This window comes from Kordia aestuariivivens (genome assembly GCF_014397005.1).
GTDB lineage: Bacteria > Bacteroidota > Bacteroidia > Flavobacteriales > Flavobacteriaceae > Kordia > Kordia aestuariivivens.
On sequence record NZ_JACGWS010000016.1, the window covers coordinates 1 to 24,711 of the forward strand.

Here is a 24,711-nt window from a genome sequence, read left to right on the forward strand (position 1 = left end):
CTGTAAACTAACTTCGCTTTTTTATTGTGACCGTTTTTAATCTCAATTAATCAAAGCTTGAGATCAAAACAAAATTAGACCAAAAAGAAAATCGCCTAAAAATTACTTTTTAGACGACCTCTTTTTAATTTCTATTACACAAACACTACAACTTCTTGGTTGATTTCATACTAGGCTCTCTTTAGTTTTATCTAAAAAACTAATTTTTAGACCAATAATAGTTCTTACTTCATACCCAAATCATAGGGATTCTATTACATTTTTATTTATTCAAAAAATTGATATTACGTACTACTACTTGTGTTTCAAACTAGGTGCTTTTACTCCTATAAAAACAAGGGAATTACATGAAATTTAAAAGTACCTAAAAACTGAACCTTTCGATTCTTGAAAACAGAATCAGAAAAACACACTATACTTAGCATTATTAAAATATAACATCATATCTGGTTTAGGCATATTTAGTTGTAACTATATATGTATAAATCTAAGGTATATAAGATCATAAAATTTGGGTGTAAGCTGAAAAACCAGTAAAGAGTAGGCAAAAAAATAACATTACAAGTTATGAATGAATTTAATTCTCTTCTTGAGGAGTCAGATCTAAAAGAATTTTCTAATCTATTTGAAGGAAGTAAAATAACAACTTTAAAACAATCGTCAAGTTTACTAACAGAAAGAAAAAACCTCTTCAATATAAATGAAACAGGTGGCGATTTATTAATTTCTATTGGTGAAACAGTAGTGATAGGAGAAGAAATGAATACGGGTATAGAGCCGCAAATTGTTTCTACTAAAAGTGTTGACAAATTCAAACAATGGATTGGAAGAAACAATAAATATGCGGATAACTATCCTTGGAAAATGCCTTCTAAAGCTTGGAATAATAAAAAATTCACATCTACAGCGGAACTTAGTGCTACCGAAGTTTCAGATATAGAAAAAGCAGGTTGGATTTATTTGTTTAATGACGCGACTAAAGTAGCTGACTACAAAAATGCTATTGAGCAATACCGTGGAACTTTTGAAGCTTCAGTATATAATTTCCGTAGAATCATCATTCAACCAGGAGGAAAACTTATTCTGAAAGGTAATCCAGCAATATTATTAATTGAAGAAATGGAGATTCAAGGAAACGGACAATTTGAAACACGTGCCATTTGTCACACTTCAATAGGAAGTCTAACAAAGACAGAACAAGCAATATTTATTAATAACTAAAAAGGTAGTTATGCAAGTAATCCTTTAATAATAGATCTTATTTCTATTGTATGTAATGATTTCGAAATTAAAGGAGGACATATTTATGCTCAACATTAGAGCGCAAGTAACTATCAAAATATTAACAAAAACTAATTAAATTATTTATTATGTCAACAGATTCCAAAAATATATCAGTAGTAGGAAGAGCAGGAGCTAACGGAGTTAAAGGAACTGACGGAGGTCAAGGAGCTAATGGAGTTAATGGTAGAAATGCACATTGTAATTGGGCAACAGGTTGTGAACAATCTACGGCTGGTAGTCCAGGAGCTTCAGGAGCACATGGTGCTCCGGGACAAAATGGCGAAGACGGTCAAGCAGCAAGTCCAGCAACCTTTAATATTGGAGAATTAACAGGAAATATAGAAGTTTTTAGTGCTGGTGGAAACGGCGGAAACGGTGGAAACGGTGGAAGCGGTGGAAGCGGTGGAAACGGTGGAAACGGTGGAAAAGGTGATTCTAGTGGTGCTTATAGCGCAAATGGATCTCCTGGCGGAAACGGAGGCAACGGTGGTAATGGTGGAAATGGTGGAAATGGTGGAAACGGTGGTAATGGAACCACAGTCACTGTTACTTACAAAAAATCCGACCAGTATAGTATAGCAGGAAAAACAGATAAATCAGCTGTTGGAGCTGGTGGAAAAGGTGGAAACGGTGGAAGCAGCGGTGGAAGCGGAATTCCATCCGGTAGCGCAGGTCAGTCAGGTATGGTTGGAGCAGCTGGTATAAGTGGTACTATTCAAGGTACTGTGAGTGTTATTAATATTGTTGCTGACTAATTGGTCGAATAGACAATGAACTCATCTTGACTTTCAATGTTTAACCGAAAATGAGTAGAAACTTGTTCAGATGCGGCACTTTTTGAAAGTCATAGCAACGATACGACTAAAAAAAGTAACAAAATATGGGCGAATTTCTACCATTTTTTAGGAAATAGAGAAAGTCAAGAAGAGTTCAATAAGTAAAGAACAATTATATTTTATAATGAAAGAAATATTAAGTCTAAGGAATGAGGTAAATACGTTATTGAATTTAGCTCATTCCTATTCTGAGAATACAAAAGAAATCAATCTTTTAGGTGAAATTTTATTAGATTTTGACAAAAATTCCGCGCGTCTTGGAGGAGTTTCAGAACTCAATAATGATGGATCACCCTTACAATTATGTTTATCTTCAAATGCTAAAAAAGTGAAGATGAGACTTATTGCTGATCCCGCATGCGAAATTTTTCAGCCCAAACTTAGAATTGCTGCTAGTAAAAAAATCTTAGAAGAGACATTAGTTCAGACAAAAACTACTTCATTAAAAGCATACTGTGATTATTTATTTCATGAAGTCTTACATTATGATACAGTTTCTCAACTCAATGATTTCTACAGAGGTGCTTGTTGGATTGGTGCTTCACCAGATCAACCAGGAATTGCTTTATATTTAGATACCAAACCTCTAGGAATTGAAGGTGGATGGGATATGTCAGAAAAATGGTTAGCTAAAGTGCTTCCTGATGCAAGTGAAAGTCTAAAAATTGTCCAAATTCTTAGGAAATATGCGGTAACTGCTAGTATTGGATTGGAAGCTCTTACGCCACAATTGGGAAGAGCAAAAATTTATTTTAGGTTAACAGCACCCACACTCTTACGTAATTTGGGAACCAATCCACTGAATACTCCACAAATAAACAATTTCCTTACAAAAGTGATCGCAAATCAATCCATGAGTTTATCTGGAACGGTATTTAGTATTGGTTTTGATTTAAGTACAGGAGATTTAGAAGATGCAAAAATTGATTTATGTGGACATTGTATAACGAAATCAAATGCTGAATGGATAACAGTCATAAATGAGCTAACAAAAGAAAACGGATTACAAAAAATAGATCTTGAAAAATCTTTATTGGATAACCAAAATGAAGTAGCTTTTTTAGGCATGGGAGTTTCTTCTTCTAATGCAACAAGAATCAATGTATACCTAAAACCTAAATGGCCAGTAAACTTTGAATCTAGTTCAGCTAATTTCAACGATTATACCCAAACAAAACTTCAAAGAGCTATTCAATATCTAATTGATATCCAAAATGAAAATGGATCATGGGGAGATTACTATTTACCAGTTGGAACATCTATAGGTTGGATAACAGCTTATGTTGGCTATGCCCTTGCTGAGATTGGACATATTCCTGGGTTTCAAAAAGCTATGGAGGCCGCAAACAAAGCAGCCGATTGGCTAGAAAATTATAGAGATTATGAAAAAGGTTGGGGATATAATTCAACAACCGGAGCTGATGCTGACTCTACCGCTTGGACACTTAGATTGTTAAAACTATTAAAAAGATCTACTCAGTCAAAAGATGAAGAATTTTTAATGTCATACTGGAAACCATCAGGAGGTTTTTCAACATATACAGAACCAGACCATTGGGCTGATGCGCATCCTTGCGTTACTCCAGTAGCATATATGGCATTATCAACAAAAAATCAAGAACTGCTATATCCTGAACTCATTCAGTATCTAAAAAATAGTGCGCCAAATAATGGGCAATGGCCAAACTATTGGTGGAAGAATAACCTCTATAGTACCTATCACTATTTAGAATTATTTAAAAAATTAGAATTGTCAGAAAATGAATTCTATCAAAATATTGAGTATCCATCTAATAGAGAAACGGTATTTGAGCAAGCACTAAAAATTGGTAGTATGCAACTTCGAAATATGGATGCCACTGCTGATATTAAGAATATACTACACACACAATTACTTGACGGTAGATTCCCTGGCGGTTTTAACCTCAGAGTTACTGATCCATCCTGTGAAAAACCATGGGAAAACCCTAAAGGAAAGTTATATTGTGATTATGCTAGCACTATCACAACCGCAACAGTGATTAAAGTGCTAAAACTAATGATTTATGACTAAAAAACACACGATGCATTGTTATGATGTGGTTCAATTTAATTCGATCAATTTTAAAATAAATCTGAGATATGAAATATGATACTAAATGGGATATTTTTCATGATGAAGCAATGAACTCTGAATTTGCAGCGCAAGGATATCAAATACTTACAATTGATAATTTTGATGTTTTGAATGAATTGTTAGCAGTATATAATGAAACCTCTTTAAATTATAATGCTGGCTTTACGGCAACTCTTTTAGTTCCAGATCATTCACATCGAAAACTAATTCATGAAAAAGTAGCTAGTATTTTGGCACCTACCATAAAACGTTATTTCAAATCATACCGACAAATGTGTTGTGGATATGCGGTAAAAAAAGGAAATGATGTCAATAGTTATATGCCATTGCATCAAGATATATCTATGGCAAAACCTGAAGGTAGAGCGGGACTAAGCTTTTGGTTTCCTTTAGTTGCTACCGATAAAGAAAATGGGAATCTTCAACTTGTGCCCAAAAGCCATCTTTTCTACCGACATGAAAGAGCCGCAGGAACATCTTTTCCTTTACTAGAACAAGAAGAGAAACTTAGAGAACATTATTTAAAGCCTATACCTACAAAACTTGGACAGGCAATTGTATTTGACCAAACTCTATTTCATGCTTCTCCTCCGAATATGAGCGAAAAAGATAGAGTCGTAGCAACAAATGTTCTTTTGCCAGAAGAAAAACCAACTTTCTATTATCACAGAAAAGTCGAAACCACTCCTGTTGAACTTGAAGCGTATAAAGTTGAAGATGATTTCTATTTTAGCCATCAATTAGGAACACGACCTAAAGATTTGGAAGCAATCGAGAATTTTAAAGAACATGCACCAAAAAAAGATACCTCTCTTTTTCCTAAACTGATGATTTAAAGAGACTCACTATGAATATTTACTGAATATGAATTATTTACATCAAGAATCATAAAAGCTTCAATAGTATCTTAGTATATTCAAAAACAGAAAAAATTACCTTAGTTGATCATTAATAGCTTATGATAAAAACAGCAGATACATTTTCGATTGGCATGAAAAATCCATATCCTTCATATACATATATGCAGGAGCATTCACCAGTACATCAATTGCCATCAGGTCAATGGATCATTTTTGATTATAAAAATGCACATGAATTATTACAAAGTCCAAAATGTTTGCATTGGGGACAAGATGAACGGGTTTTTGGAAACCTTCCTCCAATGGAAAAAGCAATCGCAACAACCTTGTATACATTATCTCCAGGAAGTGATCGTCCGTATCGAAAGCAAATTTTACATCAATTAGCGGGGAGAAGTTTAAAAATTGATGAAAAGTCAATGCAAGATTTGGCAGATGATTTACTGATAAATTTAAAAGGGAAAAACAACATTGATATTATCAGTGATTTTGCGCATCCTTTTACATTCGGAACTATTTGTAGAATTATTGGAATTCCAGAAAATCAACGAGAAACATTTAGCAATTTAGTTGCAAAAATGGACGGCGGTTATTTATCTTGTATTGATATTGAAACAGGAAAACAAACAATAGAAGGTGCCGCTTTCATTCAACAATTAAAAGAACTCATCAAACTAAAGCAAAACGAATTGGGCAATGATCTTTGTTCGGTATTGTTAGAAAGTAGTCATCAAGAACCCGATCAGGAAGCTTTTTTGATCTCCATGCTGATTTTACTGTTTTACGCAGGTCATCAAAACATGATGAACTTTTTTGGAAATGCACTTTTAACACTACATGAACATCCCAAAATGCAGCAAGAATTTAGGGAACATCCGAAGTTACTAGACAAAGGAGTTGATGAACTCATTCGGTATGACAGTCCGTTGCAATACATTATGCTCATCGCAAAAGAAGACATTAAGATTGATGATAAACATATTTCGGCAGGAAGTCAATTGCTAATATCAGTAGGAGCAGCGAATAGAGATGCTTCCGTTTTTGAAAATCCTGAGCAACTCATATTAGACAGAGAACATAAACATTTAGGCTACGGAGTAGGAGCTTTTCGTTGTATTGGTGCTCGTTTGGCGCAATTGCAAGCGTCTACAGGATTAAATAGTTGGTTAAAACATGTCGTAGCATACAATCCTAAGCTAGATGAAGTTTCTTGGAGAATGCATCCTTTTGTACAACGAGGTCCAGCTTCTGTTCCTGTAAAAATTGATTGGAATGACGACAACTAACAGTTCTTTTATTGATAACTATGACGATATGATTCTTTCTCCAGTGATGAGAGAATTGTATAATGAGAGTGCTTTTTATAATGTAGGCTATTGGGAACATTCAAACATGCTCCTCAAAGAAGCGTGTCAAGCTTTAGTAGAAAAACATTTAGATTTGGTCAATCTTACAACAGCACCATTAACGATCTTAGATGTCGGTTGTGGTTTGGGAGCAACTACAAATGCCATTAAAAAAAAGTTTCCCAATGCAAAAGTTACAGGAATAAATATTTCTTCTAGGCAAATTTCCTATGCACAACAACAGTATCCCAATTGCGATTTTAAAGTGATGGATGCTGCACAACTTTCGTTCCCTGAAAATCATTTTGATTTGATTATTTCTGTAGAAGCCGTATTTCATTTTCATACGAGAGAAACTTTTTTAACAGAAGCATATAGAGTCTTAAAAAAAGAAGGAGAATTTATTTTTTCGGATGTACTCTTGTACGATTCTCATTGGGTTGGAAATTGGTCTGTTCCTAAAGAAAATATGTTGACTTCTTTAGAATCGTATCAAAACTTACTTTTAAAAACGCCTTTTCAATTAGATTTGTTTCAAGATATTACCAAAGAATCTTGGATGGGTTTTTGTCAACACATTCGTGAGAAAAAAGGAATGACAGCACTCGCCAATGGACTTCAAGAGACTATTATTGCGTATCTACTTATGAGGTTAAAGAAATAATTCAAGATGAGTTCAGTATAAAAATAGAATCTTCATTTGAAAACGAAGATCATTTTTTAGCAACCAATTTTTCTTTTTCCATAGATTTCATCACAGCTTTTACATACGTATTGATTCTTTTGCTGATGTCTGATGGATCAATAACAGTATACGTTCCTGTCCAAACTAACGTTTTTTCTGCATCTTTATGCAGACTATAAATAGCGGTTTCTATGTATAATACTTTGTATTTTTTATAATAATCTTGTTCAAAATAATCTTCCTGAGAAGTTAAGTAGCCACCAAGAAATTTTCGCAACTTATAATCAAATTTTGGCGATGCTCCTGTGCGCGATTCGTTTTCCTGAACGTTTTTTACTTGAGAAATTAACACGGTATCATAACCAACAGTGAGTAGTTTGTCTATTTGCGCTTCAATTTCTGAATCGGTTTGTTGTGTATCTTGAAACAGTTTTTTAAACACAACAGTACTTTGTATCGCATTGATATTCCGCGCATTTAATTCCGTGACGAATTTGAATTCAGAATCGCTTCGTGTTTCAAAATTAGGAGAAACACTCACCACCAATATATTCGTAGGATTAAAATCTTGATGTTTGGGGTTTTTCCAACTATTATTTAAGTTTACAGAGGAACATCCAACAATGATAAAAGCGAATACTATTCTTATACATATTTTCATTAGCGTAGTTACGTTAGTCGATGAGTTCTTTTTTTACAGGAATAATCGTTCGTTGATTGATCAATTGTTGTTCTTCTAAAACTGCAATTGCTAGTTTTACATAATCGTCTACAGATTCATCAATAGAAGTAGGATCTACAATGTCAATATATCCTTTCCAGATTAGTTCTCTATCTTTTGTTGGACAGATGCAATACATGGAGGTTTCCGAGTGATAAATGGTATATTGATCATAATATTCAGGATTGTAATAAATATCTTGATATCGTAAATATTCATCTGTGAATTTTCGATACGTTTCATCATAATTATGATAATTTTCCTTGTAGGCTACTTTATCTTCCACGCCAATAATTTTTGTGAATAAAATCGTGTCAAACCCATCATCAATAAGCTTATCTTCCAGTGCTTTTAATTCCTCTTCTGTCATTTTTTCAGTTCTAAAAGAAGGATCAAAAAGTGTTAAACTTCCAACGGCTTCAGAACCTCGTAATTCGAGTTCATCTTTGAGTTGCTTTTCAAATTTTTGGCGCGCTTCTATATTTGATGTAAGTCCAACGATTAATACTTTTTGTGGTTCATACCGATCAATATCAGGGTTTTTCCAATTATCTATCAATTGTGTGGTTGTACAGCTTATAACTGTGATAACAAGTAGTACTAGTAAAAAAAATAATCGCTTCATGACTGTGATTTTTAAAGATTTCTATCGAGTAAGGTTCTATATTTTATTTCTTTCTTAATCTCTTTTATAATTGTAAATAGTTGTGTTTTTAGCATTTTATATTCTTCTAAGAATTGATCAATTTCAATCGCTAATTTTTTGTGTACTTCTTTGTATTCTTTTTCTTCTTCAGGCTGATCAATATCATCCACTAAAACTTTGAGTTTCTTTTCGTGCGCAATTACCGCATCAATAAGTATATTATTTTGCTTTTCGGATCGGTTGATGGCATCGACCATTTCTTTATCACTTGAAAAATCTTTAAACTCTAATAATTCAATCGTGTATGTTTTGATGAGGTCTTCAAAAAAAAGATGTTCGTCTTTTACAAAATTCAATTCTGAAAGCCACGCAAGTGAAGCTTTGTGTATGTCTTCAGGACTTAACCATTTTATATAATTTGCAGTTGTTTGTGTTGTTTTCATAGGTTGTTTTTTTAGCTATTAAAGCAGAAAATAGTTAGACATTATTTTATACTTCAAAATTACCGATGAAACCCAGGCGATACAATGATATATATCAGCTTACTAAATTAAACAATGATTTTTTTTTGGATAGATTATTTATGGAAATCAGACCATTACTTTTACAACATCTGTCAATTTTGGAATGCTTGCGTCCCAATTGTATACATCTTTTATTTTGACTCTAAACGCATCTAAAGCGGTTGGTTCGCCATGAATTAGATATATTTTTTCAGGAATATTTTTAATCGTTTGCATCCAGTTTAGTAAATCTTTCTGATCGGCATGCGCCGATAAACTATCTACACTTTTGATGGTTGCTTTTACAGGATAATACTTCCCGAAAAATCGAATTTCATGAACACCTTCTTGCAATTGTCTGCCACGTGTTCCTTCTGCCTGATAGCCAACTAATAAAACGGTAGTTGATGGTTCGTCAATCAATTGTTGTAAATACGTAAGCACTCTTCCACCAGTAACCATTCCGCTACCAGCGATCACAATCTTAGAGCGTTTATCATCAATCGTTTCCCAAGTTTCTTTGTACGATTGTACAATATTGATATGATTGCACATCGCGTTGCATTCTTCAGGCGATAGTTTGTGCCATTTTGGAAAACGTTTGAATACTTCCAACACATTTGCGCCCATCGGACTGTCTACAAAGATGGGAATGTTTGGAATTTTGTTCTTTTTGTAGAGTTTCCATAGAATGTACATCAACGTTTGCAAACGTTCCACCGCAAAACTCGGAATGATTAGATTTCCTCTAGTGTGAATGATATTTTTTATGATTGTAGTCAATATTTCTTCTACATCTTCTTCAGGATGTAATTTATTGCCGTACGTACTTTCTATAAACAAAAAATCTGCCCATTCAGGTGTTTTTGGATCGCTTAATAAATAGTCGTTTTGGCGTCCAATATCTCCCGAAAATACAAATCGTTTTGCATTAATATCCAATTCTATAAATGTAGCTCCAATGATATGCCCGTTGTATTGAAATCGATAGGAGATATGTTCTGATAAGGAAATCCATTTGGATTCAATTTCTACTTGAAATAATTGGAGTGTTTTTGTAACATCGTCCAACGTGTAAAAAGGCAATGCAGGATGGTGTTTTGAATACTGTTCTTTGTTTGCTTTTTTAGCTTCTTCTTCATGAATTTTAGCACTGTCTCTTAGAATAATTTCAGCAATGGCTAAGGTTGGCGCTGTACCAATAATTTTCCCGCGAAACCCTTGTTGGAACAAACGTGGCAAATATCCAACATGATCTAAATGTCCGTGTGTGAGTAAAACGACATCAATAGCGGCGACATCTACAGGAAGATCGCACCAATTGAGTTCTCGGAGTTCTTTGAGTCCTTGAAACATACCACAATCAATCAAAATAATTTTTTCTGAGGTTTCAATAAGAAACTTAGATCCCGTAACGACACCAGCAGCGCCTAAAAAGTTGATGTTTACAAATTTATCCATGGTAGTTAATTAGTGATTTTTTATGCCACATAGTTGTGATATTTCATGAAAAATCTTTTGTTGTCGTATTTCGGAAACATTCAAGTGATCTAAAAAGAATTTGTCATGCAACAATTCTCTGCAAAGCACAATATCTCTACTAAGTAAAAACTGTTTTTCTCTTTTGGTGAGTAATGTTGATACTGTAATTGGATATAATCCCAAGCGATCAATTCGATCTTTTAAACCTTCATTTTGCGGATAATCCCAACTCAATAAATACAAACCAGCACAGTTTCCATATTTTAAAGCATCTTCTGTAAATCGTGTATTGGTCACAACCCAACCTTTGGTTAATGACGTTTCATTTTTTGGATTTGCATTCCAATGTGTTTTTACATCTTGATAGCGTGAGTGTATGTACAACGGCACTTTTACGTTACACGTAATTCCTTGTTCACTATGAAATTTACATTCAATCACTGTGGTTTCATTATTTTTAGTTACAATGACATCAATTTCGTGCGTGACACATTTTCCTTGCAAAAATTGACCAACTTCAGCTGTATAGCCCGAATATTTTAACACAGCACTCACAAAACGTTCAAAAGGAAATCCGGTAGGACCTAATTCATAAATTGCTTTTTTGAGCTTGTATTTTGAAGCTAAATAACTTTTTTTCTTTTTTAATAAAGCAAACGCTCTGTTGTAGATTTCTTTGGTCGAAATTCCTTGGTATAATTCATCACGTACTTTATCTACAATATGCTGAATTAACGCATCATCTGCGCCAGTTCTTTTTAAGGAAGAACGCAGCTTGTTGAATGAGAATTTCACTTTTTTGCCAGATGCTTTTGTAATGATTAGCGATGTGTCTTCCATTTGTTTGTTGTAAAAAAAACTGCCAATACAATATTGTTTTTGACAGTTTTTTTGATTCAAATTAGTTTCCAGAAATTATTTAATTCGATTTAAAAAAATCTTTTACCAAAGCTTTCACTTGATTATCCGTCATGCTATCTGCTTTTTTGATGCCTTTTATTTTTGTGCTTAAATCCTTATGATTTTCTTGTAATTCCTTACTGAATTTTTCATTAGTTCCAGCAGGTCCAAAAATAGCCAACGCTTCTGTATCCTTAATTTCAGCAGCAATTTCTTTAAAATAGTTTTTCATTTGATGCTTCTCTCGTTCTAAATATTTACGATCCTGAACAACATCTTGTGGACCGCCTTTTAGTCGTGTTCCCGAACCGCCATGCGGATGAAAATTCTCAATCTTTGAAAGAATGGTTTGTAGTGTTTCTTGTTCGTTTTCTAAGGTTACAATAAGTGCTTTGTACTTATCTAGCCAAATGCCTGTCTTTTTCATGAGCTGTATGTTTTAGTTTCTTAAATCGTGTAGTACCAATACGGGAACTTTAAAAAAAGTAACTTCTTTTACCAACGGATTTGTTAAAATACTTCCGAAAAACGAGTGTTTCTTATTGATAAAAGCTACCATGTCACTATCTCTACTATCTACAAAAATGTTTATGGCATCATTTATAGAATTGAGTGGTAAGGTGTGAAACGAGTAGGTATTGTCTTCAAAAATTTCTTTTAGTAATTCTTGACGCTCTTTTTGACTTTTGTTTAATTCCCTATCTGAAATGTGTAAAACCGCAATATTCGCATTGCATTTTTTTGCAATTGATGTTACGTATTGCAATTCTCTTCGTTTGTAATGTGTTTTATAACTTGTTGGAAATACAATTTCTTTGGGTAGCTCATGCGGAGCATTTTCAGGAACAGCCAATACAGGGCAATTGCGCACTTTTTCCATGGTATAAATGGCTACACTTCCAAAAACAGCATCTTTTCTGTTTGATTCTCCTTTTGTTCCCATGATGACAATTTCTATATCTTTTTCCTCCACCACATTTTTAATGGCTTCCACGACATCATTAAATTTAGAAATAATCTTAAATGTATGTTGTGAATGCTCAGAAGCGCTCATCTTCAGTAAATCGACCACGTTTGCTAATTCTTTTTCAGAGGCAGCTTTTGCGGTTTCATAAGATTCGCTTCCTTCCACCATATTGAATAAACTATCCATTAGGTTTTTAGGTGCAGAAAATACATTCAAAAGGTAAAAATCACAGACTTCATCTTCATATAATCGTGTTGCATATTTTATGGCAAGCCATGCATTTTTTGAGAAATCGGTAGGTACTAATATTTTATGTCTCATCATGATTAATTTTAGGTTATGTATTAAAATACAAGACTTTAGCAATAAATCCTATGATATAAATCAGCTTACTCTGGAATCACCATGAATGGAATTTTAAGATGAAAACCTATTTTTTTGATGACAGGTTCATGCGTGATACTTTCTATAAAACTGTGTGAGTAATATACCATTGCTAAGATGTCTATTTCAAGTTCTTCTATACAATCATTGATCTCCTTTGATTTGCTTGCATACGTTGGAATCCAGTGAAAACTGTGTACATGATTTTTTAGATATTGCCTCAGTGTTGTTAAGTTCTTTTCTTGACGATCAGTTAATTTATCTTCTTTATTGATATGAATCACTCTAATTGTTGCGTTGTATAGATCAGCTAATCTTTTTAGAAAATGTAATTCTTTGGCATCACAATACCTGTTGAAATCAGTTGGAAAAGCAATCTGTTTTGGAACTACAAATTCGTAATTATCAGGAATTGCCAACACAGGGCATTTTTTCACCTTTTTAAACATTTTTGTGGTATTGCTTCCAAAAAGAATGCCTTTTGCACCTGTTGCGCCTTTTGTTCCCATTGCCACCAAATCAATAGCATATTTATCAATGGCACCTTCAATGGCATCATCTAAATTTCCTAAACTTAAAAGAATTTCAAATTCATGATTGCCGTTTGCGTTTGTTTCTTCTAATTGTGCCTTTAATTTTAATAAATCATTTTTGGCATTATCACGCATTGTTGTTAGCAATTTATTGGAAAAACTTGAAATCCTGGAGGCTTTCAATTGCGTAGCGTTTAAGAGATAAATTGTGCAAGTTTCGTTTGCATATAACTTTAAGGTATATACAATTGCGTTCCATGCATTGTCTGAAAAATCGGTTGGTAAAAGGATATTTGTCATTGTCTTCACTTTTAATGGATAGCTTAAATTTAAGATCATAAAACACGATGTACTATGATATAAATCAGTTTTGAAATTATGCTTTTGCAGGAATTACTAAAAACGGAATGTTTAAGTGAAATCCTATTTTTTTAACTTTAGAACCGAAAAACAAGTTTTCAAAAAACGAATGTTTATTATTTATCATTGCCAATAAATTTATCCTCGATTTTGATTGAAATTCAGTAATTGATTTGGCAACATTGGTATCATGAACGGTATGAAATAAATGTGCAGTATTTTTAAAAAACACAGCTAATGTTTCCTTGTTCAATTTTTGTCCGATGGTTAATTCATCAGTGTGCGTTACATGTAAAATATTGATTCTTGAATGGTGTAATGTGGCAATATCTTTAATGAATTGGAGATGTTTTTCTTGAAAACTAATTTCGTAATCAGAAGGAAATAATAGTTCGTGTGGTTCTTCAAAAGCAAAATTATTCGGAATTGCCAATAAAGGACATTTTGCATCTTTTAGTACGTGTATTGTATTAGTGCCAAATAAAATCCCTTTTAATCCTGAAGCACCTTGCGTTCCCATAACAATCAAATCCATGGCGCCTTCTTCTTGTAAATCATTAATTTCTGTCACCAACATATTAAATGATGATTTTTGAGTGAACGTATGTTTTGGATTCGGAAATTCCAATTCAATTTTTCGTTGCATCGTGTTTAATCCAGTTATTGAAGCTTCTTTCATTGCATCTATAAGTCCAAATTGAGCTGAACCGACTTCCATGTATTCTACCTGATAAATAATTGGTGTATACGTGTTTAGTAAGATGAAGTTACATTCTTGCTCTTTAAACAATTGAACAGCATAGAATATAGCATTCAATGAATTGTCTGAAAAATCGGTTGGTAAAAGGATGTTTATCATGATCGTTATTTTTAAATGAAACTATTAATCGCGGCGCACATTTTGGAGTGCCAAAAATGGAATATCTATATATAAACTCAGCTTTTTTATGGTAGATTGCAGTAATATATCTTCCAAAAAAGAACGCCGTGTGTTTACCATTACGAGCATATCAATGGCGTTTTCTTTGATGTAGGTATAAATTGCGTTGCTAATGCTTGTGTTGTTTGTCGTTTTAAAGTTGAGTGTATTTTTACACAATTCATCTCTTAAAAATTGCTGATTATCTTCTTGTCGGATTGATAACTTTCCACTTTTAGAAACGTGCAACATGTCAATGGTAGCTTTGTATTTAGAAGCCATTTCACACACCAACTTTAATTCTCTTCGTTTGTATGGAATCATATAATTTGTGGGAAATAAAATATGTCTTGGTGGCGTATACGTATAATTTTCAGGAATTGCCAATACTGGCGATTGCACATATTTTAAGACTTGTAACGTGTTGCTTCCAAAGGTGAATTTCCGATCGTTGGTTTGTCCGCGCGTTCCCATGACGATGCAATCAATATTCTCCCGATCGACAATAGAGTCAGATTCATCAATAAGTGTATTATTGGCAGAAACTATCGTATACGTATGTCTTGGATTTGGAGAAATTTCATGTACAGCTTCTAATATTTCGTTTAATTGCTGTTCCGCTTTTGCACCTATAACTTCTGCAGCTTTCGCAACATTTTCTCTTTTCAGCAACGCGTTATCTGCATAAATTTCATCTTGATAGGTATGCATGATAAAAAACTCACTTCTATCATATTTGAATAATTCCAAAGCAAACTTTAATGCATTCATTGCATTCGCTGAAAAATCGGTAGGAACTAATATTTTTCTCATTGCTGTATGATTTTAATTAGATATTTAAAAATACATTTCAGCATCGCGAAAAACTATGATATTTATCAGCTACAAAGAAGTAATCGCCTGATTTTAAAAAGAATTTTCTATAAATAAGGTTTTAAAGTACTTTTCCTTTTTTCAAGTTGTCTCTGTAAATCACTAATGGTATTTTTTACCGCTAATTCATAGTTTTTTTCATTTGAAGAAGCAAATATTCGCGGACCATTCAAGCTGAGTTCTATTTCGCAGATATCGCCTTTTCCTTTGGGATCTTTTTCCTTTTTGAAAAATACCTCAGCACGAATTAACATACTATATTTTTGCGCCAATTTGTTTAGTTTTCCAGTGGTGTATTCAGTCATGGCTTCACTTGTTGCCATACCTATAAATTGAATATGTATTTTCATTTGTATATAAATTTAATAGTGTTGAACTTTATCATGTAATACCAAAAATGGAATTGTAATGTGGTAGCTAATCTTTTCTACTTTAGAATGAAATAATATTTGTTGAAAATAATTTAGATTCTTAGCAACCATTACCATCAAATCAATATCTCTGCTTTCTACAAAACATTGTATGGCATCTTCTACTTTGGTATTGGTTAAAAAATGCGAACTATATTCATATTCTTCAAATATTGCTTCTAACAATTCTTTATGTTCTTGTTGTTCAATGTTGAGTTTTTCATCTTTTTTATTAATATGAAGAATTCTAAGTGACGATTTTGTGTTTTTTAAAATATCTGAAAGCGGTTGCAGTGTTCTAATATCATACGATAACGCATAATCGGTTGGAAAGGCAATTTCTTTTATGGTTTTGTATGTTGCCTTTTCAGGAACGACTAATGTGGCACATTTTACTTTCGTAATTACGTCGCCTGTATTGCTACCAACAATATATTGCTTTAATCCTGATGCGCCTTTGGTTCCCATAGCAATCAGGTCAATATGCTTTTCTTCAACATGTTTCCGGATCGATTTTATGAAAAAATTGTAATCGGTGAGTGTATAAAATCGATGAAGTTTATTATTGGGAAACCCAGAAGAAACACGGATTAATAATTCTTTTAATTTCCTTTTTGCGGGTTTTGTATACAAATCTTCTATTGCTTCATAAGAAGGCAAATAGGGTACGTCTCCCGATGCTACAGTTCTTAACTCATTGACATGTAGTATGTAGAAATTGCAGGCAGTGTTTTTAAAAAAATTCAAGACATACTTAATAGCATTCCATGAATTTTCAGAGAAATCCGTGGGTAATAAAATATTCTTCATTTAAGTTTTCCTTAGAGTAACAAATCTAATTTGAAGTGTCCTTGTAAAATATGATATTGGTCATATTTTTGCTTAAAGTGAAAATTTTTAGCAGATTTCTTGCAGTTTTTGAAGATCTAAAATTCGAATGTTTCTTCCTTCCATTTCTATCAGACCTTGCTTTTTAAAACTAGACATGGTTCTAATTAAGGTTTCGGTGGCAATACCCGCAACACTGGCTAAATCGTTTCGTGAAATTTTTATAGGATCATTCGGTTTATGATTCAATTTTTCAGCAAATTTGATAATAGTAGCAGCTGTTTTTTTATGAACAGAACTGTACGCCATTTGCAATAACTGATCTTTTACATTCTTAAGATCGTCCGTTAATAACTGAATTAGCGCTAAAGTAACTTTGTGGTTTTGGTGCAAAACATTCATCAGCTCGCTTTTTGAAATTCCGACAATTTCGGTTTCTTTTATCGTAGTTGCAGTTTCTTGATACGGAATGTTTTGCGTGAACGAAGTATATCCAAATAAGTCATCTTCTTTATGCAATGCAGTTGTTAATTCTTTTCCTTGTTCATCAAGTTTATGACATTTTACAACACCTTTGAGGATTAAGTATATAAAATTAGAATTTTGCCCTTCTTTATAAATGATTTCATCTTTTGAAAAATCGAAAAGAGTTCCGTTATCATCAAAAAAGTTTTTTAAATCATGCAATGTCTTTAGTTCATCTTCATGAGTTGTATTCTTTTGATACTGTTCTCTTTCTTCAAGTAGAATGGCTGCTTTCGCAATGCGACTTTCAATAGCGCTAATCAATTCTTCTTCACTAAAAGGTTTGGTAATATAATCATCAGCGCCTAAATCCATTCCTCTTCGAACATCTTGACGCTCTGTTTTAGCTGATAAAAAGATAAATGGAATATACTTAGTTATATCATTTTGAGCTAAGATTTCAAGCACGCCATAACCGTCTAATTCTGGCATCATGATATCGCAGATAATAATATCTGGCAAGGTTTGTATTGCTGTTTCAACGCCAATTTTACCATTCGGAGCAGTGGTAACTGCATACCCGGAAAGTTCCAGCAATTCGGCTATATTTTCTCGTAAGATTGTATCGTCTTCAATTAATACTACTTTTTTCATACGACTGCTTTATTAGGTATTTCTATTGTAAATGTTGTTCCTTCGTTTTCAGTACTTTCAAACGAGATCGTTCCGTTTAAATTTTCTAAATGACTTTTAACAATATTTAATCCAATACCAGTTCCTTGTGTTAACAATGCATTTTCCGCTCTAAAATAACGATTAAATATATTTTTTTGTTCACTTTCAGGAATTCCAATGCCATTATCTTCAATCTTAAACGTAGTTAGCGCATCATTTTGCGTAATCGTAATTGTAATGACTGTATTTTCAGGGGAATATTTTATAGCGTTATGTACCACATTTGACAAGGCTAATTCAATAATTTTTTCATCTTGGTGGAGCGAAAAATTATCAATATCATCTGGATATTTAATATGTTGTCCATCTTTCAATAACATATTCGCATTATACACCACTTCATTCATCACTTTGCTTAACTTGAACGTACTTGCGTTGTACTTAATTTTACCTTTTTCTAGTTTTTCAACGGATAAAAAGTCGTTTAAAATATTATTGAGGTAATGTACTTTATCTGTGATGGTTTTTATGTGCTTATTGCGTTTTTCTTGCTGTTCCGTAAGTTTGTATTTGCCCAGCAACATAGTAGCGGTTAAAATACCGCTCAAAGGCGTTTTAAATTCATGCGAAACTAATGATAAGAATTTGGTTTTTAGTTCATTCAATTCGCGTTCTTTCTTTAAAGCATCTTGCGCTTCTTTTTCTGCTTGCACTCGTTTTTGATTTTCATCATCGAGTTCAAGATTTACTGTTTTTAATTGATGAACAACAGCTTTTAATTCTTTGGTGCGTTCTTCAACTTTTTCTTCTAAAAACGTATTTAATTCATAGATTTTTTTCTCTTGCTCTTTTCTTGCAGAAATATCTATGACCAGTGCCATGACATAATTTTTTCCGTACACTGAAAATGGATTTAAACCAGCTTCCACAGGAAACGAGCTTCCATCTTTTCGCGCACCAAAAATATCGCGCCCTTGTCCCATTTGGCGACGTTCTTGCTGTTTCATGAAACCTGTAAAGTGTGCGCTGTGACCTGCGTGATAATTTTTAGGAATTAAGACATCAAGCGGTTGTTGTAAAAGTGCTCCTTTTGGATAGCCAAACATTTTTTCGGCGGCATCATTTGCTTCTACAATATGTTGATGCTCATCAACGACAATAACTCCTTCAGATACAGCTCCTAAGAGAATATTAAATATGTCTTGATCTTGACGAAACATAGGTAGGTTGTTATGGTTTAGTATACGATCTATAAAGCTACAAAAAAAAACACGCATAAATCGTATTCATGATTTATATCATAGCTAAGAAATGATAAACAAATTAGTTTTGTTACAAAGCTAGTTATATAAATGGATTCTAAACAACATATAGCAATTGTATTTTATCAGCATTTGGCTAAATTATTTTACGCCATTGCATCCATAGATAAAAAAATACAAAAAGTAGAGGTAGAAACACTGAAAAAAGAGATTTCGGTATTCAATACAATCACAAATCTTAAGATGGTTAACGCTGATATTGACCCTGAACATCATATTATGGCAACCTTTGATTTACTTTATTTTGAAGAGGCTGATGGACAAACTTGTTATGATGATTTTATAGCTTTTAAAAAAAACTATGAAGCCTTATTTACAGCTTCCTTAAAAAAGGAAATTCTTGAAATATCAGGCAAAATTGCCGCTAGTTTTTCTAACCTCAATAAGTCTGAATTGATGCTGCTTGCAAATCTTAGTATCGAATTTAAAAAAACAACTCCATAAAATCATCTTTTTATGACAGATTCAAAAAAAGAAGACACAACATCATATCTAATTTTTGGTAAAAAAACAGAATTGTATTTTGCGATTTTATGTGGCGTTTTCTTAGGGATTGGTTTTTTAATTGAAAAATTAACGACCATGTCAAGTTCTATTTTCTTGACAAGCTATAGTGTCTCCTACTTTTTTGGCGGTTATTTTGTGAGTATTGAAGCTTTTAAAAAAATAAGCAAAGGCGGTTTTGATATTGATTTCTTAATGATTTTAGCCGCAATTGGCGCTGCATACATAGGAAGTTGGGCAGAAGGTGCATTGCTATTATTTCTATTTAGTTTAGGACATGCGTTGGAACATTATGCCATGCATAAAGCTGAAAAATCAATAGAAGCATTAAGCGAATTATCTCCTAAAACTGCACTCGTTAAAAAAAATGGAAAGCTTGAAGAAATCGCGATTAGTGATTTGAAAATCAATGATGTTATCATTGTCAAACCAAATACAAAAATTGCCGCAGATGGTGTGATTATATTAGGAAGTAGTAGCATCAATCAAGCACCAATTACGGGCGAAAGTATTCCGGTTGATAAAACATGCATTGCGACTACAGCTAATTTACCTGAATTTAATGAAATAGATAAAAAGCATATTGTATTTGCTGGAACGATCAACGGAGACGCGAGTTTGGATGTATTAGTACTTAAACTGCCTAAAGATTTTACCGTTTCACGATTGATAAAAATGGTGAGCGAAGTGGAAACTCAAAAATCGCCCACACAACGATTGACCAAAAGGTTTGAAAAATGGTATGTTCCCATCGTTTTAATTGTAGTTTTCTTATTGTGCTTTGCTTATGTAGTTATTGACGAAACGTTTGATGAAAGTTTATACCGAGCCATTACCGTATTAGTGGCTGCGAGTCCTTGTGCTTTGGCTATTTCAACGCCAAGTGCTGTATTGAGTGGAATTGCAAGAGCCGCGCAAAAAGGTGTACTTATCAAAGGAGGAAGAGCTTTAGAAGATTTGGGAACAATTACCACCATTGCATTTGATAAAACAGGAACACTTACCGAAGGAAAACCAAAACTTACCAATATTATTCCTGCGCAAAATTTTAAAGAACGAGCATTTGTACAACTCGTCTTAGAAGTTGAGAGTTTAAGCAATCATCCATTAGCAAAAGCCATTGTAAAGGATTTAAAAGCACAGTATAAAGTTGAATCATTCCAAAAAGCTTCTGATGTAAAGGCAATTCAAGGAAAAGGAATTATAGCGACGTATAGGAATGAAAAAGTGTGTATTGGGAATTTAAAATTAATGGAAGATCAAGGAATTAAAGTAGATGAATTTATCCGTTGTAAAATGGATGACCTTTTAAAAAACGGGCATACCGTAATGTTGATAGCTTATAAAAACACAATTGCTGGACTCATTAGCGTGATGGATGTTCCGCGAAAAGCCGCAAAAAGCACACTGCAACAATTAAAAAAAATAGGCGTAAAGTATATGGTAATGCTCACAGGAGATCATCAAAATGTGGGCGATGCCATTGCAACCCAAATTGGACTCTCAGAAGCAAAAGGAAATTTATTACCCGAAGATAAAGTGGCAGCAATACAAAGGTTATTGCAACGCGACAAAAAGATTGCCATGGTTGGCGATGGCGTAAACGATGCGCCTGCAATGGCATTAAGTACGGTAAGTATTGCCATGGGCGCAGCAGGAAGCGATGTAGCGTTAGAAACGGCTGATGTTGCTTTAATGTCTGATAAAATTGAAAACTTACCTTTTGTGATTGGCTTGAGTCGCGCATCGAAACGAATCATAAAACAGAATATTTGGATCAGTTTGGGAATGGTTTTCTTATTAGTTCCGATTACAATATTGGGACTTACCAATATTGGCTTTGCGGTTGCGCTTCATGAAGGATCAACCATTGTTGTGGTATTAAACGCATTGCGATTGCTTCACTACAAAGTGTAAGATTTATTCAGCCTAATTGCTTAAAAACTGACCAAAATCATGTTTTTAGAATTTAGTTCTGCCTACTTTTAATCTTAACTCAGAAACTCAGAATTATGATTAAGATCTTAAACGAAACAGAGAATTATGCATTGCTAGAAACGAATTACATCGGTCATTTAGCGTATATATACCGAAACCGACCATTTATTGCGCCAATCACGTATTTCTTTGATAAAGAGCGAAATATAATCATTGGATATTCTGCCGAAGGTCATAAAATAACGGCGATGCGTAAAATCAATGAAGTGGCGCTAGAAGTTTCTGAAATTGATTCGGTAAATCATTGGAATACGATTGTGGTTCACGGAACGTATCAAGAACTCGATGGCAGCAATGCCAAAGCGTATCTTCATGATTTTTCATTAGGTGTAAAAGATTTAATCATCCGAAAAGAGCAACGAAAATTAGATTTTATAAATCAATTTTCAAGCAAAATATACAAAGACGATATGCCAATTGTTTTTTTAATCAAAATTGAAGAAGTTACGGGACGAATGCGAAGAAGTTAACACAGTATTTTAAAGTCAATCTACACAATTTACGATTATGAAATATGCTTTTACTTTTTTAGTACTCATTCATGGAATCATACATCTTTTTGGTTTTGTGAACGCTTTCTTTTCTACGGAAGCAAGCAAACAAGTGCTTGGCATTTCCAAACCTATTGGTGCTTTTTGGTTGGTGACTTTTATCTTATTTATAGTAACTGCGGTTTCTTTCTTCAATAATAAAAAGTGGTTTTATATTGCTTTTCTCGCGGTGTTTGTATCACAAATTTTAATATTCACTGTATGGAATGATGCCAAATTTGGAACAATTCTGAATGTCATTATTTTAGTAGTAAGTATCGCCACTTTTGGAAATTATTCTTTTCATAAAATGGTTGAAAAAGAAGTTGAAGCAGTATTGAATGATTGTCAAATCTCAAAAAAAACTATTTCTGAAAATGATCTTTTACAGCTTCCCGAAATTGTCCAGAAATGGCTAAAAACTTCTGGTGTTATTGGCAAACAAGATCTATCTTCAGTACGATTACAACAAAAAGGGTTGATGCGAACCAAACCCAAAAGCACCTGGATGCCTTTTGAAGCAGTACAATATTTCAATACTAAAAAACCAGCGTTTATTTGGCGTACAAATGTAAAAGCAATGCCAATGATTTCTATGGTTGGACGCGATAAGTTATGGAATGGAGAAGGGGAAATGCTCATTAAATTAGCGGGAATCATTCCTGTGGTAAACGATGGGAAAAATCATAAAGTAAATTCAGGAACAATGCTTCGTTTTTTGAGTGAAATGTGTTGGTTTCCTTCGGCTGTTTTAAATGATTATATAACATGGGAAACTATTGATGAAACTTCTGCGAAAGCTACTTTTACACATCACAATCAAGAAGTTTCGGGGATCTTCTATTTTACACCAACGGGCGATTTAATAGCGTTTGAAGCCACACGTTATTATGGAGGCGGAACAGCAGCTAAACTTGAGAAATGGCGTATTGAAATGACTTCTTTTAACGTATTTAACGGAATTAAAATTCCCAACAAAGCAAACGTGATATGGAAACTACAAGAAGGTGATTTTCATTGGCTTTCTGTTGAAATAATAGACATACGCTACAATACAAAAAACAGCTATTAATAACCTAATTTGTTCTTTATCGTTGGTACTTCCCATTTGATCATTTCCTTTAAAAAATCATCTACTTTTTCTATGATGAGCTTTTCTGTAATGTCTTTCGGATCATACATTTCTAATTCTATACTGTCATTCTCTAAAGGTATTTGTTCTACATACGGGAATAAAATAAATGTATGGATATCACCGCTATATGACTGCGAGAATATTAAAGCTCCACCTTGTATAAACTGATAGGCTGGTATTTTATTTGTACAATCCATCAGTTCTTTAGGGAAAGAATCAAACGAGATATTGACGGCTTCATTCGTGCCTATCCAATTCAGTTCTTGTACTTTCCAACCAATATCATATTTTTCGCAAATTGCGTGTAATGTATTGCGAATTAAATTTTTGGTGTTGGTTTGCCAAATCGTTTTTTTGTCAACCACCGTTTTTATAGATGCTTTGTAATCGTTAACATGTTCTTCTAAATGTTCAATTTTCATAGCTTCTCAATTTGTTTTTTTCTTTTTAGCAGCTCTTTTTTCCTGACGCTCTAATTTTCTAAAATAACCTCTTGTCAAAAAATTATGCTTTAACGCTTCCATATTTTGGTTAAACTTATCCGTTCCTTCATTAATATTTTTGAGTGTAGATTTTAAACTGTTTACCAGAGAAGTATCTTTTACGATATAATTGAAAGTGCCTTCGCTTGCGTTAAATTCATTTACAACCGAATTGATGTTACTAAGAACATTTTCAATTTCAACACTGGATGTTTCCAAATTACTGACAATATTTTTTAGCTTTTCGCCAGAAATAGTATCATTTAGTAACATGCCTATGACCGTGTCATCATTTGTTTTTAGTGAGGTAATGATGTGATTCAATTCTGTAATCGATCTTGAAGCTCCATTGCTAGCAATTTTCAAATTGGTAATGGATTGTTGCAACTCTTTTGCCATAATAGTATCATTGAGCAGGATTCCTAACGTACCTTTTCCCTCAATCATACTATTTGTAATTTTGAGTAAATCAGCCGTTAATATTGCTGCATTTTCATTGGTAACACTTAGCGTGCTCAACATATCATCAGCGCCTATTTTGCTATACGATTCAATACGATCGCCGTTGCTAATTGTTTCTGAAACTCCTTTTCCAGGAACAATATTTAAAATCATATTTCCAACCAATCCATCAGAACCAATGGTTGCCACAGCATTTTTTTTAAGATGTTTAATGATTTTTTCTTCAATATTCATCTTAACTTCTATCGTAGAATCATTAATCATTGTGATGTTTTTTACCGTTCCGATATTAATCCCGGAATAGCGCACATTATTTCCTTTTTGCAATCCGTTTACATTCTGAAAATGAGAACTTATGGTAAAGGTTGTGCTAAACATATCTTTTCGTTGACCAATTAAATAAACGCCTGCAATGAATAAAAGCGTTCCTAGAATGACAAAGAATCCTAGCCTTAATTTTTGTGCGTTTGTTTTTTTCATACCTA

Annotated in this window: 26 protein-coding genes; 10 read left to right on the forward strand and 16 right to left on the reverse strand. The window is 33.4% G+C overall.

Translation table 11 applies throughout. The features are described 5' to 3' along the window. Window positions 1-567 precede the first annotated feature (567 nt). The 6 genes from H2O64_RS20360 (at window position 568) to H2O64_RS20385 (ending at window position 7,106) form a co-directional block, all read left to right on the forward strand. Window positions 568-1,221: a hypothetical protein gene (locus H2O64_RS20360; RefSeq protein WP_187564081.1), complete on the forward strand. Its 654-nt coding sequence runs from the start codon at window positions 568-570 to the stop codon at window positions 1,219-1,221. A gap of 149 nt (window positions 1,222-1,370) precedes the next feature. After that, window positions 1,371-2,039: a hypothetical protein gene (locus H2O64_RS20365; RefSeq protein WP_187564082.1), complete on the forward strand. Its 669-nt coding sequence runs from the start codon at window positions 1,371-1,373 to the stop codon at window positions 2,037-2,039. A gap of 205 nt (window positions 2,040-2,244) precedes the next feature. Further along, window positions 2,245-4,173, forward strand: a complete 1,929-nt coding sequence (locus H2O64_RS20370; RefSeq protein WP_187564083.1) for a prenyltransferase/squalene oxidase repeat-containing protein — start codon at window positions 2,245-2,247, stop codon at window positions 4,171-4,173. 68 nt (window positions 4,174-4,241) lie between these two features. Then, window positions 4,242-5,072 carry a phytanoyl-CoA dioxygenase family protein gene (locus tag H2O64_RS20375; RefSeq protein ID WP_187564084.1) on the forward strand — a complete coding sequence of 277 codons (831 nt, stop codon included), beginning with the start codon at window positions 4,242-4,244 and terminating at the stop codon, window positions 5,070-5,072. A 122-nt stretch (window positions 5,073-5,194) separates the two neighbouring features. After that, entirely contained in the window at window positions 5,195-6,382 is a 1,188-nt protein-coding gene (locus H2O64_RS20380) for a cytochrome P450 (RefSeq protein WP_187564085.1), read from the forward strand. Then, window positions 6,369-7,106, forward strand: a complete 738-nt coding sequence (locus H2O64_RS20385; RefSeq protein WP_187564086.1) for a class I SAM-dependent methyltransferase — start codon at window positions 6,369-6,371, stop codon at window positions 7,104-7,106. The genes H2O64_RS20380 and H2O64_RS20385 overlap by 14 nt, the downstream gene beginning before the upstream one ends. A 49-nt stretch (window positions 7,107-7,155) precedes the next feature. On the opposite strand, the gene H2O64_RS20390 is transcribed toward H2O64_RS20385, so the two are convergent. From H2O64_RS20390 to H2O64_RS20455, 14 genes are all read right to left on the reverse strand, one after another. Further along, a complete protein-coding gene (locus H2O64_RS20390; protein WP_187564087.1) occupies window positions 7,156-7,788 on the reverse strand; it encodes a hypothetical protein in 633 nt (210 codons plus the stop codon). A 13-nt stretch (window positions 7,789-7,801) separates the two neighbouring features. Beyond that, entirely contained in the window at window positions 7,802-8,473 is a 672-nt protein-coding gene (locus H2O64_RS20395) for a hypothetical protein (protein WP_187564088.1), read from the reverse strand. Window positions 8,474-8,484: 11 nt separating this feature from the next. Beyond that, on the reverse strand, window positions 8,485-8,937 hold the full coding sequence (locus H2O64_RS20400; protein WP_187564089.1) for a hypothetical protein: 453 nt from the start codon (window positions 8,935-8,937) through the stop codon (window positions 8,485-8,487). Window positions 8,938-9,084: 147 nt separating this feature from the next. Further along, entirely contained in the window at window positions 9,085-10,458 is a 1,374-nt protein-coding gene (locus H2O64_RS20405) for an MBL fold metallo-hydrolase RNA specificity domain-containing protein (protein WP_187564090.1), read from the reverse strand. 9 nt (window positions 10,459-10,467) lie between these two features. Further along, window positions 10,468-11,319: an ATP cone domain-containing protein gene (locus H2O64_RS20410; protein ID WP_187564091.1), complete on the reverse strand. Its 852-nt coding sequence runs from the start codon at window positions 11,317-11,319 to the stop codon at window positions 10,468-10,470. Window positions 11,320-11,398: 79 nt separating this feature from the next. Beyond that, on the reverse strand, window positions 11,399-11,806 hold the full coding sequence (locus H2O64_RS20415) for a hypothetical protein (protein ID WP_187564092.1): 408 nt from the start codon (window positions 11,804-11,806) through the stop codon (window positions 11,399-11,401). Window positions 11,807-11,818: 12 nt separating this feature from the next. Then, window positions 11,819-12,667: a universal stress protein gene (locus tag H2O64_RS20420; RefSeq protein ID WP_187564093.1), complete on the reverse strand. Its 849-nt coding sequence runs from the start codon at window positions 12,665-12,667 to the stop codon at window positions 11,819-11,821. Between the two features lie 68 nt (window positions 12,668-12,735). After that, on the reverse strand, window positions 12,736-13,563 hold the full coding sequence (locus H2O64_RS20425) for a universal stress protein (RefSeq protein WP_187564094.1): 828 nt from the start codon (window positions 13,561-13,563) through the stop codon (window positions 12,736-12,738). A gap of 76 nt (window positions 13,564-13,639) precedes the next feature. Then, on the reverse strand, window positions 13,640-14,482 hold the full coding sequence (locus H2O64_RS20430; protein WP_187564095.1) for a universal stress protein: 843 nt from the start codon (window positions 14,480-14,482) through the stop codon (window positions 13,640-13,642). A gap of 24 nt (window positions 14,483-14,506) precedes the next feature. After that, window positions 14,507-15,355 (reverse strand): universal stress protein, encoded by an 849-nt coding sequence (locus H2O64_RS20435; RefSeq protein ID WP_187564096.1) that lies wholly within the window; start codon window positions 15,353-15,355, stop codon window positions 14,507-14,509. 107 nt (window positions 15,356-15,462) lie between these two features. Further along, the gene (locus tag H2O64_RS20440; RefSeq protein WP_187564097.1) at window positions 15,463-15,765 is read right to left on the reverse strand and encodes an HPF/RaiA family ribosome-associated protein; all 303 of its coding nucleotides are present in this window, start codon (window positions 15,763-15,765) and stop codon (window positions 15,463-15,465) included. A 12-nt stretch (window positions 15,766-15,777) separates the two neighbouring features. After that, entirely contained in the window at window positions 15,778-16,635 is an 858-nt protein-coding gene (locus H2O64_RS20445) for a universal stress protein (RefSeq protein ID WP_187564098.1), read from the reverse strand. A gap of 87 nt (window positions 16,636-16,722) precedes the next feature. Then, window positions 16,723-17,772 (reverse strand): response regulator, encoded by a 1,050-nt coding sequence (locus H2O64_RS20450; protein WP_187564099.1) that lies wholly within the window; start codon window positions 17,770-17,772, stop codon window positions 16,723-16,725. Further along, window positions 17,769-19,013 (reverse strand): PAS domain-containing sensor histidine kinase, encoded by a 1,245-nt coding sequence (locus H2O64_RS20455; protein ID WP_187564100.1) that lies wholly within the window; start codon window positions 19,011-19,013, stop codon window positions 17,769-17,771. Before H2O64_RS20455 ends, H2O64_RS20450 begins: the two co-directional genes overlap by 4 nt. Window positions 19,014-19,145: 132 nt before the next feature. Here H2O64_RS20455 and H2O64_RS20460 point away from each other — a divergent pair, with 132 nt between their 5' ends. The 4 genes from H2O64_RS20460 (at window position 19,146) to H2O64_RS20475 (ending at window position 23,219) form a co-directional block, all read left to right on the forward strand. Continuing rightward, the gene (locus H2O64_RS20460; RefSeq protein ID WP_187564101.1) at window positions 19,146-19,559 is read left to right on the forward strand and encodes a hypothetical protein; all 414 of its coding nucleotides are present in this window, start codon (window positions 19,146-19,148) and stop codon (window positions 19,557-19,559) included. Window positions 19,560-19,571: 12 nt separating this feature from the next. Then, window positions 19,572-21,536: a heavy metal translocating P-type ATPase gene (locus tag H2O64_RS20465; RefSeq protein ID WP_187564102.1), complete on the forward strand. Its 1,965-nt coding sequence runs from the start codon at window positions 19,572-19,574 to the stop codon at window positions 21,534-21,536. A gap of 95 nt (window positions 21,537-21,631) precedes the next feature. Beyond that, window positions 21,632-22,087 (forward strand): pyridoxamine 5'-phosphate oxidase family protein, encoded by a 456-nt coding sequence (locus H2O64_RS20470; protein WP_187564103.1) that lies wholly within the window; start codon window positions 21,632-21,634, stop codon window positions 22,085-22,087. Window positions 22,088-22,124: 37 nt separating this feature from the next. Further along, complete coding sequence (locus H2O64_RS20475; RefSeq protein ID WP_187564104.1) at window positions 22,125-23,219, forward strand: DUF6544 family protein; 1,095 nt, start codon at window positions 22,125-22,127, stop codon at window positions 23,217-23,219. Here the strand turns inward: H2O64_RS20475 and H2O64_RS20480 are convergent. Both H2O64_RS20480 and H2O64_RS20485 read right to left on the reverse strand, forming a co-directional pair. Then, the gene (locus tag H2O64_RS20480; RefSeq protein WP_187564105.1) at window positions 23,216-23,704 is read right to left on the reverse strand and encodes a hypothetical protein; all 489 of its coding nucleotides are present in this window, start codon (window positions 23,702-23,704) and stop codon (window positions 23,216-23,218) included. The genes H2O64_RS20475 and H2O64_RS20480 overlap by 4 nt on opposite strands. Window positions 23,705-23,710: 6 nt before the next feature. Next, window positions 23,711-24,706 (reverse strand): MlaD family protein, encoded by a 996-nt coding sequence (locus tag H2O64_RS20485; protein WP_187564106.1) that lies wholly within the window; start codon window positions 24,704-24,706, stop codon window positions 23,711-23,713. Window positions 24,707-24,711: the final 5 nt, after the last annotated feature.